1 protein-coding gene is annotated in these 18,741 nt (G+C 76.2%); it reads right to left on the reverse strand.

Translation table 11 applies throughout. From position 1 onward, the window contains the following. Positions 1 to 2 precede the first annotated feature (2 nt). Positions 3 to 18,629, reverse strand: a complete 18,627-nt coding sequence (locus tag TU30_RS09280) for a non-ribosomal peptide synthetase (protein ID WP_042166989.1) — start codon at positions 18,627 to 18,629, stop codon at positions 3 to 5. Positions 18,630 to 18,741 lie beyond the last annotated feature (112 nt).

Below are 18,741 nucleotides of genomic sequence, written 5' to 3' on the forward strand. Positions count from 1 at the left end.
CCTCACCGTTCGTCGTGGTCGCTGTCGCCGCGTACGGCGCCTTCGAGTTCGCTCAGCACCTGCTCCTCCACCAGCTCCGCCAGGGCGGCGACGGTGCGGGTGACCAGGACGTCCCGCGGCGTCAGGGTCACGCCGAAGGCCTCGCCGGCGCGGGAGGAGATGAGCAGGGCGCGCAGGGAGTCGCCGCCCAGGGCGAAGAAGTCGTCCTCGGCGCCCACGGTGGTCTGCAGGGCCTCCTCCCACAGGGCGGCGACGGCCTCCTCGGTGGGGGTGCGGGGCGGCACGTGCCCGGTGGCCGGCGGCTCCGTCTGCGGGCCGGGCGCGGGCAGCGCGGCCCGGTCGGTCTTGCCGTTCTCCGTGAGCGGGAACCGCTCCAGCGTCACGAACGCCGAGGGCACCATGGGGCCGGGCAGGGTGCGGGCGGCGAAGGCCCGCAGGTCCGCGCCGGCGGGCGGTTCGGCGCCGGGCGCGGCGAGCAGGTGGGCCACCAGGCGCGGCAGCCCCGGTTCGTCCTCCCGCACGCTCACCACGGCGTCCAGCACCGCCGGGTGGCGTACCAGGGCCGCCTCCACCTCGCCGGCCTCGATGCGGTGGCCGCGCAGCTTGAGCTGGTGGTCGGTGCGTCCGAGGTAGTGCAGTTCGCCGTGGGTGTCGCGCCGGACCAGGTCGCCGGTGCGGTACATGCGGGTGCCGGACGGTCCGAACGGGTCGGCGGTGAAGCGGGTCGCGGTCAGACCGGGGCGGCCCAGGTAGCCGCGGGCCAGGGCCGGTCCGGCGAGCCACAGTTCGCCGGGCACGCCGTCGGGGACGGGGCGCAGTCGCGCGTCCAGGACGTAGGCGCCGGTGGCGGGCAGCGCGCGGCCGATGGGCGGCGCGGAGCCGTCCGGTTCCAGCGGGCCGGACCAGGTGGCGACGACGGTCGCCTCGGTGGGCCCGTAGGAGTTGATCATACGGTGGTGCGGTGCCCAGCGGGCGACCAGTTCGGCCCGGCAGGCGTCCGCGCCGACCACCAGGGTGCGCAGGTCCGGCAGGGAGCCGGGGGTGTCCGGCGGGAGGGTGGCGAGCGCGGCGGGCGGCAGCAGGGTGTGGGTGATGCGCGAGGTGCGCAGTACGCCGGCCAGTTCGGCGCCGAGCAGCGGGCCGGGCGGCGGTACCACGAGGGCCGCGCCGCTCGGCAGGGACATGCACAGCTCGAGCACGGAGGCGTCGAAACTGGGCGTGGCGAAGGCCAGGACCCGGTCCTCGGGGCGGACCCGGTAGTGCGCGGCCTCGGCGGCGGCGAAGCAGGCCAGCCCGCGGTGGGTGACGACGACGCCCTTGGGGGTGCCGGTGGAGCCGGAGGTGTGGATGACGTACGCCGGGTCGTCGAGGTCCAGGGGGCGGACACGGTCGGTGTCGGCGGGCCGGTGGCCGGGCGTGCCGTCGGGCGGCGCGGCGAGCAGGCCGGCGACCTCCTCGGCGGTGAGGGTGACGGCGGGGTCCGCGTCGCGCAGCATCAGCGCGACCCGCTCGGCCGGGTAGCCGGGGTCCACCGGGAGGAAGGCCGCGCCCGCCTTGGCCACGGCGAGCTGGGCGAGGACCATGTCCGCCGAGCGCGGCAGGACCAGGGCGACGATGTCGCCCGGCCCGGCTCCGCGCGCGATGAGCCGGTGTGCGAGCCGGTTGGCGTGGTCCTCGGCCTCGGCGAAGGTCAGCGTCGACTCCGGTGCGGCCAGGGCCGGCCGGTCCGGCCACCGGTCGGCCGCGGTCTCGATCAGCGCGGGCAGCGTGGCCGGGGGCACCGGCGGCAGCTGCGGGCGTGCGGGGCCGTGCAGCAGCCGGTCCCGTTCGCCGGGCGGCAGCACGTCCACCGCGTGCAGGGGGGCCGGGTCGCCGGAGCCGGCGAGGGCGGTCAGGGCGTGCAGCAGCCGGCCGGCCAGGGCGTCGGCGGTGGACTCCTCGAAGTAGCGCGGGTCGTAGCCGAGTTCGACGCTCAGTTCGTCGCCGGGTGAGATCACCACGGTGAGCGGGTAGTTGGTGGCCTCCCGGGCGTCGAGGTCCCGGATCCGGACGCCGTGGGCGCCGGCAGTGGCGTCGCCCACGGGATAGTTCTCGAAGACCAGCAGGCTGTCGAACAGGGCTGTACCGGGCGGCAGTTCGCTCCACCGGTGCAGTTCGGACAGCGGGACGTGGTCGAAGCGCCGGTCCTCCGCCCGCGCGGCCTGCACCTCGCGCAGCCACACGGCGCGGGGCGCGTCCTCGTCCACGGTGACCCGGGCGGGCAGCGTGGTGATGAACAGGCCGGTGATGGTGTCGGCGCCCGGCAGGTCGGCGGGCCGCCCGGAGACGGTGGTGCCGAAGCACACCTCCCGCTCGCCGCTGAGGCGCGCCAGCAGCAGCGCCCACGCGCCCTGCACCAGCGTGTTGAGGGTGAGGCGGTGCCGGCGGGCGAACTCCGTCAGCCGGGCCGTGCCGTCCGCGCCGAGCCGCCGCGACAGCCAGGTGCCCGAGCGGGCGGTGGCGCCGGGGGCGGGCCTGCGGTCGTACGGCAGCGGGGTGGGCGCGGCGTAGCCCGCGAGGGCCGTCTTCCAGTGTTCCCCGGCGGCTGCGGTGTCACGGCCGGCGAGCCAGGCGGCGTAGTCCGCGAAGGGCCGGCGTTCCGGCAGGCGGGGCCCGGTGCCGGCAGTGAGCGCGGCGTGCGCGGCCATCACGTCGCCCAGCACGTGGAAGACGCTCCATCCGTCGAGCAGGACGTGGTGGAAGGTCCACACGACGCGCACCTCGTCCGGGCCGAGCCGGATCAGGGTGACGCGCAGCAGCGGGGGCCGGTCGAGGGCGATGCCGCGGGCGCGGTCCTCGTCGAGCAGCCGCCGCAGCCCGGTCTCCCGCTCCGCCGGTGTCAGGGCGCTCCAGTCGAGTTCGGTGACGGGCAGCGTGACGTGGCGGTGCACGGTCTGGAGCGGGACGGGCACCCCGCCGAGCGCCACGGCGGTCCGCAGCACGGGCGTGCGGTCGACGACGTGCTGCCAGGCGGCCGCCAGCAGCCGGGGCTCGCGCACGCCGTCCGCGACGAAGGTGATCTGCTCGGTGTACAGGCCCCCGCCGGGCTCGTCCATGCCGTGCACGACCATGCCGGTCTGGGTGGGGGTGAGGGGGTAGACGTCCGCCACGTCGCACCCGGTGCCGGCGAGCCGGTCGACGGCCTCCTGGTCCAGCCCGGCGAGCGGGAAGTCCGAGGGGGTGCGGCCGCCCGCGCCGGGCTCGGCGCAGTGCCGGACGATCTCCCGCAGTTCCTCGGCCGTCTCGGCCGCCAGCCGGGCGACGGTCTCGTGCCGGTGCACGTTCCGCGAGTACGACCAGGTGAACTCCAGCCGCTTGTCGGTGACCCGGCCGAGGACGTCGATGAGGTGCGGCCGGTCCGCCGAGCGGTCCATGCCGCCGCTCAGTCCGCCGTGGGGCGCGTGCAGCAGGCCGCCCGGGGCGGCGTTCCAGTCCTGCCGGCCCAGGTAGTTGAAGCCCACCTGGGGCAGGCCGGGCAGCTCGCGTCCCGCCGTGGGGTGCAGGTGGCGCAGCGCGCCGTAGCCCACTCCCCCGCGCGGCACGGCCCGCAGGTTCTCCTTGACGGACTTCAGGGCGGTCCCGGGGTCCGCGTCGGGGGGCACGTCGAGGCCGACGGGGAACATGGTGGTGAACCAGCCGACGGTGCGGGCCGGGTCGACGTCGTCGAACAGGTCCTCGCGGCCGTGCCCCTCCAGCGCGACCACCACGCGGTCCTGCCCCGTCCAGCGGGCCAGGACGCGGCCGAGGGCGCACAGCAGGACGTCGTTGACGCGGGTGCGGTAGACGTCGGGGACGTCCTGGAGCAGCCGCCGGGTGTCCTCGCTGCCGAGGCCCACCGTCACCGTCTGTTCGTCGGCGGCGGTGTTCCCGCCGGCGAGATCGGTCGGCAGGGGGCCGGGGCGCAGGGCGCTCCAGTGGGCCGTCTCCTCGTCGAAGCCGCCCGCCGCGGTGTGGGCGGCCAGGCGCCCGGCCCATTCCCGGAAGGAGGTCGTCTTCGGGCCCAGGTCCGGGGTGCCGCCGGTGCGCAGGGCCCGGTAGGCGGTGTCGAGGTCCTCCAGGACCACCCGCCAGGACACGGCGTCCACGACCAGGTGGTGGGCGGCCAGCAGCAGAACGGGCGGCCGGTCCTCGCCCGGCCTGCACAGGGCGGCCTTGAGCAGCGGGCCTCCGGCGAGGTCGAACCCGGAGCACAGGCCGGCGGCCACGGCGTCCGGGGTTTCGGGGGTGTCGTGCACCTCGAGGTGCGGCGCCGCGCCGGGCGGGGTGCCGTACTGGCGCCACCGTCCGTCGCCGACCGGTTCGTAGCGCATGCGCAGCGCGTCGTGCTGCTCCAGCACCTTCGCGAGGGCGGCACGCAGCAGTGTCTCGTCGGTGTCGGAGGCGAGTTGGAAGGAGACCGTCTGGGTGAAGCGGGCCGGGTCGCCGGTGAGGGTGTCGAACAGCCAGTGCTGTACGGGGGTCAGCGGGGCGTCGCCCACGACCGGCCCCTGTTCGGCGGCCGCCGTCGGCGCGGCCGGGAACTCCTCCACGGCGGTGGCCAGTTCGGCGACCGTCTGGTGCTGGAAGAGGTGCCGGGGGGTCAGCGCGAGTCCGGCCCGGCGGGCGGCGGAGACGATCCGGATGCCGAGGATGGAGTCGCCGCCGAGTGCGAAGTAGTTGTCCGCCGCGCCCACTTCGGGTACGCCCAGCACCTCGGACCAGATCGCGGCGAGCGTCCGCTCGGTGGTGGTGCGCGGCGGCCGGGTGCCCTCCGTGGTGGTGGCCGCGGACCACACCGGTTCGGGCAGGGCCCGCCGGTCCAGCTTGCCGGTGGCGCCCAGCGGCAGCCGCTCCAGCGGCACCACGGCCGCCGGCACCAGGTGGTCGGGCAGCGTCCGGGCGAGGAAGGCGCGCAGGCCTGCCGGTGCCGGGGCGTCGCCGTCGCGGGGGACGGCGTAGCCCACGAGGCGCTTGTGGCCGTCGTGTTCCACGACGCGTGCGGCGGCGGCGGCCACCTGCGGGTGCCGGGCCAGTGCGGCCTCCACCTCGCCGAGTTCGATGCGGAAGCCCCGCACCTTCACCTGGTCGTCGGTCCGGCCGAGGTACAGCAGGTCGCCGTCGGCCGTCCAGCGGACCAGGTCGCCGGTGCGGTACATGCGGCTGCCGGGCGGTCCGAACGGGTCGGCGGTGAAGCGGGACGCGGTCAGGCCGGGCCGGTTCAAGTAGCCGCGGGCCACACCGGTTCCGGCGAGGTACAGCTCGCCGGGCGCCCCGACGGGCACGGGGCGCCTGCGGGCGTCGAGGACGTAGGCGCGGGCACCGCCGACGGGCCGGCCGATGGGCGGGACCCGGTCGGGGTCCGCCGGGTCGCAGGTGGAGGCGGTGGCGTAGACGGTGGCCTCGGTGGGGCCGTAGATGTTCATGACGCGGCAGCCCGGTATCGCCTCCCGCACCTGGCGGACGGCACGGGCGGGCAGCGCCTCTCCGGCCAGGACCACGGTGTCGGCCGTGACCCGGACGGCGTCCTCGGCCAGCAGCCGGCCCAGCGCGGAGGGCACCGCGCTGAGCAGTCCCGCACGCCACGGCTCGGACCGCTCGGCCAGGGCGAGCAGGTCGCGGACGACCTCCACGTGGCCACCGGACAGCAGGGGCGAGAGGATCTCGAACACCGACACGTCGAAGGTGAGCGAGGTGGAGGCCATCATGTGGGCGAGTCCACGGCCGGTGAACTCGGCGGCGGCCCAGTCGGTCAGCGCCACCACCGAGGCGTGGGGGACGACGACGCCCTTGGGCCGGCCGGTGGAGCCGGAGGTGTGGATGACGTAGGCGGGGTGCTCCGGCAGCAGCCCGCCGTGCCGCTCGCCGTCACCGACGCCGGCCGCGGACGCGGCGGCCAGGCGGCCGGCGCAGGCCGGGTCGTCCAGGACGATCCGCGGGTACGGGCCGTCCGGCAGCCGCGCGGAGGTCTCCGCACAGGTGATCACCGCGTCGGGCCGCACGTCGTCGAGGAGGAACGCGATGCGTTCGGCCGGATGGCCGGGGTCGACCGGGAGGTAGGCGGCGCCGCTCTTGAGGACGGCGAGGAGCGCGACGATCAGGTCGGCGGTGCGGGGCAGGGCCAGGGCGACGAACCGCTCCGGTCCGGCTCCGGCCCCGATCAGGAGGCGGGCCAGCCGGTTGGCGCGTTCGTCGAGCTGCCGGTACGTGAGGTGCTCGGCGCACGCGGTCACGGCCGGGGCGTCGGGGGTGCGGGCGGCCTGTGCCGCGAAGACCTCCGGGAGGGTGCGGCGCGGCAGCGTCGCCACCGGCCCCGCGAGCCGTTCCAGCAGGCGGCGTCCGTCGGCCGGTTCGAGCGGCGGCAGGTCGGCCAGGTGGCGGTCGGCGTCGGCGGCGATCCGCGTCAGCAGCGTGCGCAGGCTCGCGCCGAGCCCTTCGACGGTGGCGGCGTCGAAGGCCGCCGGGTCGTAGTCCAGGGACACCGTCACGTCGTCGCCGGGGGCGACGACCACGCTGAGCGGGTAGTTGGTCGGCTCCAGGTCGCGTTCCTGCTCGACGGCGAGTCCGTGCCGGGCCAGGGCGCCTTCGTCGAACGGGTAGTTCTCGAAGACGACGATGCTGTCGAACAGGCCGGTGCCGCCGGGCACCTCGCTCCAGGTCTGCAGCTGGGCGAGGGAGACGAAGTCGTGGCGCCGGGCCTCCGACTGGGTGGCCTGCACCTCGCGCAGCCACTCCAGCAGGGGGCGGCTGCCGTCGATCCGCAGCCGGGTGGGCAGGGTGTTGATGAACAGGCCCACCATGGAGGTCACGCCGGGCAGTTCGGCCGGGCGGCCGGACACGGTCGTGCCGAAGACGACGTCGTCACCGCCGCCGTAGTGGTGCAGCAGCAGCCCCCAGGCGCCCTGGAGCACCGTGTTGACGGTCAGGCCGGCCCGCTGCGCGGTGTCCTTCAGCCGCGCCGACACCTCCTGCCCGAGGGCCACCCGGACCGTTCCCGAGGAGGACGCGCGGTGCGCCCCGGCGGGGCGCCGGTCGCACGGCAGTGCGGTGGGGACGGCGAACCCGGCGAGGGTCTCGCGCCAGTGGCGTTCCGCACGGCCGGTGTCCTGGGCGGCCAGCCACCGCAGGTAGCCGGCGAAGGGGACCCGGTCGGGGGTCTGCGGGCGGTGTCCGGCGGTCAGGGCCGCGTACCGCTCGCACACCTCGTCGAACACCTGGGCCGCGCTCCAGCCGTCGAGCAGGACGTGGTGGAAGGTCCACACCATGCGCACCCGGTCCGGTGCCAGACGGATCAGCGCGAGCCGCATGAGCGGGGCCGCGCCGAGGTCGATCCCGGCCCGCCGGTCCGCGTCCAGCAGTGACTCCGTCTCCCGCGCGCACCGCCCGGCGGACCACCCGGACCAGTCGTGGTGGGTGACGGGTACGACGGCCCGCCGCTCCACCACCTGGAGGGGTTCGGCGGTCTCCTGCCACACCAGGCGGGTGCGCAGGATCGGGTTCGCGTCCGCCGTGCGCTGCCACGCCCCGGCGAGCGCGTGCGGGTCGGTGACGCCGCGCAGCACCACCTGCACCTGGTTCACGTAGGTGCGGCCCCGGGGGTCCATGAGGCTGTGGAAGAGCATGCCCGACTGCATCGGCGTCAGCGGGTACACGTCCTCGACCGTGCGCCCGTCCCCCGCCACCCGGTCGACGGCGGCCTGGTCGAGCCGGGCCAGCGGGAAGTCCGAGGGTGTGCGGCCGCCGGCGTCCGGGGCGGCGCAGTGCGCGACGATCTCCTCCAGTGACCGCAGCATGCCCCCGGCGAGCGCGGCCACCGTCTCCTCGCGGTGGCGTCCGCCGCTGTAGTGCCAGGTGATCTCCAGTTCGTCGCCCTCGACGCGGGCCACCACGTCCAGCAGGTGCGGACGCGGCGCCCCGGGGTCCTCTGCGCCGTCCAGGCCGCCGGGGACCGCCCGGACCAGCGCGCCGCCGTCGGCCGACCAGTCGAACCGGCCCAGGTAGTTGAAGCTGATGCCGGGCAGCGGCGCGGCGGCGAGCCGTTCGTCGCCCGCCAGGTGGCGCAGGGCGCCGTAGCCGAGGCCCCGGTCGGGTACGGCCCGCAGCTGTTCCTTCACGGACTTCAGCGCGGCGCCCCAGTCCCCCTCGGGCAGTTCGAGGGCGACCGGGAAGAGGCTGGTGAACCAGCCGACCGTGCGGGACAGGTCGAGGTCGTCGAAGAGCCGGTCCTCGCGGCCGTGTCCCTCCAGTGCGACGGCGACGGTACCGCGGCCGGTCCAGTCGGCCAGTACCCGGCCGAGGGCGGTCAGCAGGACGTCGTCGATGCGGGTGCGGTAGACGCCGGGAACCCTGCGCAGGAGGGCGTCGGTCCGGTGGCGGTCCAGGCGTACGGTCACCGCGCGCAGGTCGGCGACGGTGTCGCCGCCGTCGAGGTCCACCGGCAGCGGGTCGGCGCAGTACCGCGACACGCTCTCCCAGTGGGCGCGCTGCGCGACGAGGTCTCCCTCGCCGGTGCGCCCGGTGAGCCGCCGCACCCATTCCCGCACGGACGTCGTGCGCTGCGGCAGCCGTATCCGCTCGCCGGCCCGGGCCTGCCGGTAGGCGGTCTCCAGGTCCTCCAGCAGGACGCGCCAGGAGACGCCGTCGACGACCAGGTGGTGGGCGGTCAGCAGCAGGCGGGCGGCCCGGTTCTCCGCGGTGAACAGCCGGGCGGCGATCAGCGGGCCGGTGTCCAGCCGGAATCCGGTGTGCGCCTCCTGCGAGAAGCGGGCCTCGGCCTGTGCGGCGGCCCGCCCGTCGAGACCGTTCAGGTCGTGCACCCGCAGCAGCAGGGGGACCCCGGTGTCCGGGGCGGCGTACTCCTGGTGCCAGGTTCCGTCCGCGGCGCGGGTGAAGCGGGCGCGCAGGGCGTCGTGGCGGGCCCACAGCGCGGCCAGGGCGGTACTCAGCGCGTCGGCGTCCACGTCCTCGGCCGTCTCGACCACCACCGACTGGTTGAAGTACTCCGGGCGCGGCGGCTCGGCGTCGAGGAACCAGCGCTGGATCGGGGTGAGCCCGACCTCCCCGGTCACCGGGCCGGTGCCCGCGACGGTCGGGGCGGCGCCGGTCGCGGCGGTGGCCAGGGCGGTGAGCGTGGGGTGCCGGAACAGGTCCCTCGGGGTCAGCGCGAGCCCGGCGGTGCGGGCGCGGGAGACGACCTGGATGCTGACGATCGAGTCGCCGCCCAGCGTGAAGAAGTTGTCGTCGACGCCGACCCGTTCCACACCGAGGAGTTCGGCCCAGATACCGGCGAGCACCCGCTCGGCGTCGGTGCGCGGCGCGCGGTGGGCGGTGTCGGCCGCCGCCGACGGGCCGGGTTCGGGCAGGCGTCGCCGGTCGACCTTGCCGTTCGCGGTCAGGGGCAGCTCCGCCACGGTGACGAACGCGGCCGGGACCATGTAGTCGGGCAGTCCGCCGGACAGGTGCTCGCGCAGTTCGGCCGCCGGCGGCGCGGCCGCGCCGGGGGCGGGTACCAGGTGGGCGACCAGGCGTGTGCGGCCCGCGTGCCGCGACAGGGACACCACCGCCTCGGCGACCGCCGGGTGCGCGGTGAGCCGGGCCTCGATCTCGGCGGGTTCGACGCGGAAGCCCCGGATCTTGATCTGGTCGTCGGCGCGTCCCACGAAGTGCAGTTCGCCGTCGGCGCTCCAGCGCACGATGTCGCCGGTGCGGTACATCCGGGTGCCGGGCGGGCCGAACGGGTCGGCCGTGTAGCGGGCCGCCGTCGCACCGGGGCGCCCGGTGTAGCCACGGGCGAGACCGGCGCCCGCGAGGTACAACTCCCCAGGTATTCCCGGTGGTTGAGGCTGGAGCGCGTCGTCGAGGACGTAGGCGCGGGTGTCGTCCAGGGGGCGGCCGATGGGCAGCGTCGCGGGCAGCGCGTCACCGGCGCGGAAGGCCCGCCGGGTGGCGAAGGCGGTGGTCTCGGTCGGGCCGTAGACGTCGACGACGGTGAGGTCCGGGCAGACGTCCAGTACGCGCCGTACGGCGGGGCCGGGCACGGCCTCGCCGCCGGTCCACACCTCGCGCGCGCCGCGCAGGCAGGCGGGGTCCTCCTGGGCGAGGAGACGGAACAGACCTGTCGTCAGGAAGAGGCAGCTCACCCCCTGCCCGGTGATCGCGTGGCGGACGGTGGCGGCTTCGAGGTCGCCCGGCGGGGCGAGCACGGCCGTGCCGCCGCGCAGCAGCGGTACCCACAGCTCGTAGGTGGAGGCGTCGAAGGCGTGCGGGGAGTGCACGAGGACCCGGTCGTGGCCGGCGAAGGCGCGGTCGAGGGCGAGGGCCGCGACGTCCCGCTGCCGTGCCGCCACGCCCTTGGGGTTGCCGGTGGAACCGGACGTGAACACGAGGTACTGGACGTGGTCCGGGTGCACGCGCGGCACGGCCGCGGGCCGCGGGGCCACGGCGGTGTCGTCCTCCGGCCGCAGTACGCGGCCCTCCGGGAGGAGGGCCGCGGCCGTCTCCTGCCAGGCCCCGTCCGTGAGCAGCAGGCCGGCACCGGCTTCCCCGAGCATCGTGCGCAGCCGCTCCCGCGGTGCCCTGGCGTCGAGCGGGACGTACACGCCGCCGAGGCGGGCGAGGGCGACCTGGGTGACGACGAGGCCGGCGGAGCGGTCCATCAGGACGCCGACGGGAACCTCCGGGCGGACCCCGAGCGCGGCCAGCCGGCCGGCCAGTTGTGCGGCCCGGTCGTCGAGTTCGCGGTAGGTGAGCCGCTCGTCGCCCGCCAGCAGCGCGACGGCGTCGGGGGTGCGCCGCACCTGCGCGGCGAACAGGTCCGCGGTGGTCGCCGCGGGGGCGTGGGTGGCGGTGTCGTTCCACGCGTGGAGCACCTGCTCGCGCCGGGCGGCCGTCAGCAGGGGCAGGCGGGCGGGCACGCTCTGCGGCTCGGTGGCGAAGCCCTCCAGCAGGACGGTGAGGTACTCGGCCATCCGCTCGACGGTGGCGGCGTCGAAGAGGTCCGGGTCGTAGCCGAGGCGCAGGACGAGCTCCGTGCCGGGGTAGGCGACCAGGCCGAGCGGGTAGTTGGTGGTCTCGATGCCCTCCAGGCCGCTGAGCCGCAGCCCGTGCGCGGCGGCGGGAGCGTCGTCGACCGGATAGTTCTCGAACACCACGATGCTGTCGAACAGGGCGACGCGTTCGGGCAGTTCGGTGAACGCCCTCATCCGGTGCAGCGGCACGTGGTCGTGGCGGCGGTCCTCGCTCTGCTCCTGCTGGAGCCGGCCCAGCCAGGTGAGCAGCGTCTCGTCCCGCGGCACGGTCACGCGGGTGGGCAGGGTCGCGATGAACAGGCCGGTCATGGCGTCGGCCCCGGGCAGCTCGGGCGGCCGCCCGGAGACGGTGGTGCCGAAGACCACCTCGTCGCGGGCCGCCTGGCGGCTCAGCAGCAGCGCCCAGGCGCCCTGCACGAGGGTGTTCATGGTCAGGCCCGCCGTCCTGGCCACGCCCTCCAGTGCCCGGGTGGTGGTCCTGGACACCGTGACGCGTACCGCCCGCGTCGACTCCGCGCGGTGGCTCTCGCGGGGTTCGCGGTCGAAGGGCAGCGCGGTGGCCCCCTCCAGGCCGCTCAGGCGGGTCCGCCAGTGCCGTTCCGCCTCGGCCCGGTCGGCGCGGCCGAGCAGCCAGGCGACGTAGTCGCGGAAGGGGCGGCGGTCGGGCAGCGGGACGTCCCCGGCGCCGGACAGGCCGGCGTGGCACGCGAAGACGTCGGCGAGGACCTGGAACAGGCTCCAGCCGTCCAGGATCAGGTGGTCGAAGGACCACACGACACGGACCGCGCGGTCCCCGACCCGGGCCAGCGCCAGGCGCTGGAGCGGCGCGCGCGTCAGGTCGACACCGCGGGCGCGGTCGCCCTCGAGCAGTTCGCGCAGCCGCTCGTCCCGCCCGGTGTCGGACAGGCCGCGCCAGTCCGCCCGCTCCACCGGGACGGCTGCCCGGCGCTGCACCACGAGAAGCGGCTCGGGCACGTCCTGCCACACCACGCGGGCGCGCAGCACCGGCGTACGGTCCGTGACCCGCTGCCAGGCGTCCGCCAGAACGGCCGGGTCCTCCACGCCGTCCAGGACGAACGTCAGCTGCTGGAAGTACACGCCGCGGTCGTCCTGCGAGAGCCGGTGGAAGAGCATGCCGGCCTGGGTGGGCGTGAGGGGGTGGACGTCCTCCACGCCGGCGGGGTCCTCCCCCACGATGCGCTCGACGTGCGTCTGGTCGAGCCGGGCCAGTGGGAAGTCCGAGGGGGTGCGTCCGGCGGCGCCGGGCCGGGCCGCGTGGCGGGCGAGGCCGGCCAGCGCGTCGGCGAACCGTCCGGCGAGGTCCGCGACGGTGTCCCGTCGGTGCAGCTCGTCCGAGTAGAACCAGGTGAACTCCAGACTGTCGCCGTCCAGCCGCCCCACCACCTCCAGGGCGTGCGGGCGTGACGCCGAGGGATCGGCGTCCAGCTCCAGCGGACGGAACAGCCCGCCGTACAGCCCCTCGGAGGTCCCGGACGGCCCGAAGCGGCCCAGGTAGTTGAAGCTGATCTGCGCGGTGGTCGCCGGGAGCGGTGCGGCGTCGCGGCCCGGCAGGGTCAGGACCCCGTGGCCGAGGCCGTGCCGGGGCACCGCGCGCAGCTGCTCCTTGACCTGCTTGAGCACGGCGTCCCAGTGCGCCCCGGGCGAAACGGCGAGGGCGACGGGGTGACGGGTGGTGAACCAGCCGACGGTGCGGCTGGTGTCGACGTCGGCGAACAGTTCCTCGCGGCCGTGGCCCTCGACGTCCACCAGCACCCGGTCGTGCCCCGTCCAGCCGCACAGCACCCGGCCGAGGGCGGCGAGCAGGGCGTCGTTGGCGCGGGTCCGGTAGGTCTCGGGCAGGGTCCGCAGGAGCGCTTCGGTGTCCTGCGCGCCGAGGCGTACCGTCACCGAGCGTTGGGAGGCGTAGGTGTTGGTGCCCGTCCGGTCCGACGGCAGGTCGGCCCGGGCTCCCTCGGCCGCCCGCGCCCAGTAGGCCTTCTCGTCGTCGAAACCGCCGGCGTCGGCGTGCGCGGCGAGGCGCTCGGCCCACTGCCGCAGCGGGGACGACTTCCGGGGCAGCGCCGCCGCTCCGTCCCCGCCGGCGCGGCGGGCACGGTAGGCCCGGTCGAGGTCCTCGAGCAGCAGGTGCCAGGAGACTCCGTCGACGACGAGGTGGTGGACGGCCAGGTGCAGCACGTGCGGCAGTCCGGGGCCCCGGTCGTGCAGTACGGCACGCAGCAGCGGGCCGTGGCGCAGGTCGTGGGGGCCGAGGTGCGGGGTGTCGGTGTCCGGGCCGGTGTGGCGCGCGAGGCGGCAGCGGGCGGCCGGACCGTCGATCAGCCACCGCACGCCCGTGTCGTCGGTGAGGAAGCGGGAGCGCAGGGCGTCGTGGTGGGCGGTCACGTCGTCGAGGGCGTCCTCGAGTGCGGCCGCGTCGACGCCGGCGCGCAGTTCCACCGAGAGTGTCTGGCCGAAGTGCCCGGCTCGTTCGGCGGCACTGCCGAAGAGCCAGTGCTGGATGGGGGTCGGCGGCGCGGTGCCGGTCGCCTCGACGGGTGCGGACGCGGCGGCGGGCCGCCGGCTGCCCGCCTCGTCGGCGCAGCGGGCCAGGGCGGCGACCGTCTGGTGCCGGTAGACGTCCCGCGAGGTGATCGTGAGGTCCGCCTGCCGGGCCCGGGCGACGACCTGGATGCTGAGGATGGAGTCGCCGCCCAGCGCGAAGAAGTTGTCGTCCGCTCCGACCCGCTCCACGTGCAGGACGTCGGCCCAGATGGCGGCGAGGGTCCGTTCGGTGGGGGTGCGGGGGGTGACGTGGCGTGTCACGGGTTCGGCCGGCGCCGGGTCGGGGAGCCGGCCGCGGTCCAGTTTGCCGTTGGGGTTGAGCGGCAGGGCGGGCAGCACGACGACGGCCGGGGGGACCATGTGGTCGGGCAGGGTGCGACCGAGTTCGCGGCGCACCGCCTCCGGTTCCACGCGGGCGCCGGGGGCGGGGACGACGTATCCGGCCAGGCGTCGGTGGCCGTCGTCGTCGCGGACCGTCGCGGCCGCCTCGGCGACGCCCGCGCAGCGGCGCAGGGCCTCCTCGACCTCGCCCAGTTCGATGCGGAAGCCGCGCACCTTGACCTGCTGGTCGATGCGGCCGAGGTACTCGAGCCGGCCGTCGGCGTTCCAGCGCACCAGGTCGCCCGTGCGGTACATGCGGTCGCCGGGGGCCCCGAAGGGGTCGGCGACGAAGCGCGCGGCGGTCAGACCGGGGCGTCGCAGGTAGCCGCGGGCCAGTCCACCGCCACCGAGGTACAGCTCACCCGTGACACCCGGGGGCTGGGGGCGCAGGAGGCGGTCCAGCACGTAGACGCGGGTGCGGGCGACGGGACGGCCGATGGGCGGGGCCTGGTCGGGGACGGTGCCGCCGGCGAACCAGGCGGTGGCGTAGACGGTGGCCTCGGTCGGGCCGTAGAGGTTCGCCACCTCGGCCGAGGGCATGACGTCCCTGATCTCCCGCACGGTCCGGGCGGGCAGGGCCTCGCCGGCCAGGACGACGGTGTCCGCCTCGACGGCGCTGCCGCCGCCGAGCACGCGGGAGAGCACGGACGGGACGCCGCTGAGGAGCCCGGCCCGGCGCGGGCCGGGGCTGTCGGCGAGGGCCGGGAGATCGGCGACCAGCTCGACGCCGCCGCCGGCCAACAGGGGGCACAGCAGCTCGAAGACGGACACGTCGAAGTTGAGGGAGGTGGACGCGACGACGTGCGCCAGCCCGCGCGGGCCGAACGTCTCCCCGGCCCAGGCGGCCAGCGCGGCCACGCTGCGGTGGGTGACGACCACGCCCTTGGGGCGGCCGGTGGATCCGGAGGTGTAGATGACGTAGGCGGGGTGGGACGGGTCGAGCGGCCGGGGCCGGTCGGCGTCGGTCAGGTCGGCACCGGCCGGGTCCGGGGCACCGGCGTCGAGGGGCTCGGCGTCCTCCAGGAACAGCGGCTCGCAGTCGTCGGGGAGCGCATGGGCGGTCCCGCGGGTGGCGACGACGAGGGCGGGGGCCGCGTCGGCGAGCATGAAGCGGATCCGCTCGGCCGGGTAGCCGGGATCGAGGGGCAGGTATCCGGCGCCCGACTTCAGGACCGCCCACAGCACCGGCAGCAGGTCGGCGGAGCGCGGCAGGCACAGCGCCACCAGGGACTCCGGTCCCGCGCCGTGCGCCGTCAGCAGCCGGGCGAGCCGGTTGGCACGCCGGTTCAGCCCGGCGTAGTCCAGCCGGGCCCCGTCGCAGGTCACGGCGGTCCGGTCGGGGGTCCGGGCCGCCTGTGCCTCGAACAGTGCCGGGAGCGTGGCGCCGTCGGCATGCTCGCCGGCCGGCGCGGGCGGGTTCCAGGAGTCGAGGAGCGTGCGCCGCTCGTCGTCCGACAGCAGCGGCAGTTCGGCCAGCGTCCGGTGCGGGCCGTCCGCCATGCCTTCCAGCAGGCGGTGCAGCTGCCGGCTCATCCGGGCCGCGGTCGCCGCCTCGAACAGGTCGGTGTTGTACTCGACCGTCAGCTCGCAGCCGCCGTCGGCGCGCGGCGCGAACTCCAGCACGAGGTCGAAGCGGGCGGCCGGGCGGGGCAGCGGATGTTCCTCGATCCGCACCCCGGCTGCCAGCGGCGGCCGGGCGGGCGCCGTCTGCTGCACCACCAGCACCTGTACCAGCGGGGTGCGGCTGGGGTCCCTCTGCGGGGCCAGTTCCTCGACCACCCGGTCGAACGGCACGCCGTCGTGCGCGAAGGCGTCCAGCACGCTCGCGCGCACGGACTCCACGAACCGGTCGACCGTGACGGCGTCGTCGACCTCCGCGCGCAGCACGACGGTGTTGGCGAAGAAGCCCGTCACGTCCTCCAGTTCGCGGCGGCCCCGCCCGTTGGTGACGGTGCCGAACGCCACGTCCCGCTGCCCGGAGCAGCGGGAGAACAGCACGGCCGCCGCCCCGGCGAACAGGGTGAAGACGGTCGTGCCGCGGCCCTGGGCCAGCTGCCGCAACCGGTCCACCAGGTGTTCCGGGAGGTCGTGGCGGTGTGCCGCGCCCGCGGTGGTGCGCACCGCCGGCCGGGGCCGGTCGGTGGGCAGGTCGAGTTGCTGCATGCCGGCCAGGTGGCGCTTCCAGTAGCCGAGGTCGTCGGCGTCCGCGTCGCCGGTGCGCCGTTCGCGCTCCCACAGCGCGAAGTCCGGGTACTGCACGCCCGGCCGGGCGAGGCCGTCCGGTTCGCCGCAGGCCTCCGCACGGTAGAGCGCCGCCAGGTCCCGGGTCAGGACTCCTACCGACCAGCCGTCGGTGACGATGTGGTGCTGGGCCAGCAGCAGGACGTGGTCCTCTGGTGCGCGGCGGACGAGCAGCGCCCGGGTCAGGGGCCCGGTCGTCAGGTCGTGGGGGCGGCGCAGTTCCTCGGTCAGCAGGCGCTCGACGGCGTCGCCCCGACGGTCGGCGGGCAGGTGAGCGGCGTCGGCGGTGCGCAGGGGGAGGACGGCCTCGGGGGCGACCAGCTGGACGCCCTGGCCGTCGACGGTGGCGAAGGTGGTGCGCAGGGAGTCGTGGCGGGCGGCGAGCCGCTCCAGGGCGCGTCGCAGGGCCGGCGTGTCGAGCGGACCGCGCAGCCGCAGCGCCACGCCGGTGTGGTACTCGCTTCCGCCGTCGGTGAGGTCGTCGAGGAACCACAGGCGTCGTTGGGCGCTGGAGAGCGGGACGGGCTCTCCGCGCGGGGCGCGGGGTATCGGGTCCGGCGGCGCGGCGGCGGACGGCTCGGCGGCCGGCGGGGCGAGCGCGGCGACGGTCCGCGCGGTGAACACGTCGCGCAGGGAGAGCCGGACGCCGAGGACGTCCCGGATCCGCGTCAAAATGCGGGCGGCGAGGATCGAATCGCCGCCCAGGTCGAAGAAGTCGTCGGTGACGCCGACGGCGTCGACGCCGAGGACGTCGGCCCAGATCGCGGCGAGGGCCCGCTCGTCGTCGGTGCGCGGCTCGACGTGCTCCTCGGTCCGCGCGCCGCCGGGGGCGGGCAGGGCCCGCAGGTCGGTCTTGTGCTGCGGGGTGAGCGGCAGCGCGTCCAGGACGACGACGGCAGAGGGCACCATGTGGGCCGGCAGGGCGGCGTCGAGGGCGGCGCGCAGCCGGGCGGGTTCGGGGGTGCGGGCCGGGTCGGCGGGCGTGACGTAGCCGACGAGCCGGCCGCGGGCGGGTTCCTCGTCGCGGACCACGACGACGGCCTCACGGACGCCGGGTTCGCGGGTGAGGGCGGCCTCGATCTCGCCGGGTTCGATGCGGAAGCCGCGCACCTTGACCTGCCGGTCGGCCCGGCCGAGGTACTCCAGCTCGCCGTCCGCCCTGCGGCGCGCCCGGTCGCCGGTGCGGTAGAGGCGGGCGCCGGGCGGTCCGAAGGGGTGGGCGACGAACCGGGTCGAGGTCAGGCCGGGGCGGCCGAGGTAGCCGCGGGCCAGCCCGTCACCGCCCACGTACAGCTCGCCCTCGGTGCCGGGCGGCACCGGGCGCATCGCCGTGTCCAGGAGGTGGGCCTCGGTGCCGGGCAGCGGGCTGCCGATGGCCGGTGTCCCGGTGCCGGCGGTCAGCGGTCCGGTCCAGGTGGCGACGACGGTGGCCTCGGTCGGACCATAGGAGTTGATCATGCGGCGGCCGGGCGCCCACCGGTCGACGAGCGCGGCCGGGCATGCCTCGGCCCCGACGATCAGGGTGCGCGGGTGCGGCGCGCCGCCGGTGTCCGCCGGGTCGGGCAGGGTGGCGAGGGCGGCGGGCGGTATGAGGGCGTGGGTGATGCGGTGCTCGTCCAGGACGGCGGCCAGTTCGTCGCCCAGCCAGGGCCCGTCCGGCGGTACGACCAGCAGGGCGCCGGACAGGACGGAGATGCACAGCTCCAGTACGGAGGCGTCGAAGCTGGATGAGGAGAACTGCAGCACGCGGTCGCCCGGGCCCACCGCGTACCGCTCGGCGGCGGCCGCGGCGAAGGCGCCGATGCCGCGGTGGGTGACGGTGACGCCCTTGGGGGTGCCGGTGGAGCCGGAGGTGAAGATGACGTACGCCGCGTGGTCGGGGAGCACCCGGCTGCCGGGCGGGTCCGCCTCCCGGTCCCCGGCGTCCATCAGCGCGCGGACCCGCTCCGGGTCGTCGAGGACGACGGCCGGTGCGGCGTCGGCGAGCATCAGCGCACGCCGTTCGGCCGGATAGGCGGGGTCCACGGGGAGGAAGGCGGCACCGGACAGGGCCACGGCCAGTTCGGCGGCGATCAGTTCCATCGAGCGCGGCAGGACCAGCGCCACCGTCCGCTCCGGTCCGGCGCCGCTGCCGACGAGGTGGGCGGCGAGGCGGCCGGTGCGCCGCGCGAGTTCGCCGTACGACCAGGTGCGCCGGCCGTCGGTCACCGCGGGGGCGTGCGGGTCGCGCCTCACCTGTCCTGCGAACAGCTCACCGAGCGGAACGTGGCGGGTGGCATGGTCCGTGCGGGCCGGCGGGGTGGTGCCGGCCGGTGCGGAGGCAGGCGCGGCGGAGGCAGGCGCGGCGGAGGCGGGCGCGGCGGAGGCGGGCGCGGCGGGGTGCTGGGCGTGCGGGTCCGTCATCGGGGTGAAGTCCTTCGGGCGCGGGGCGGCGCGCGGACCCGGCCTGCCGGTCTCGGGCAGCCTGCGGGCACACCTGAGCGGTGCGGGGGTCCATGCGTACGGGGCGGGTGCG

Source organism: Streptomyces sp. NBRC 110035, from assembly GCF_000829695.1.
Lineage (GTDB): Bacteria > Actinomycetota > Actinomycetes > Streptomycetales > Streptomycetaceae > Streptomyces.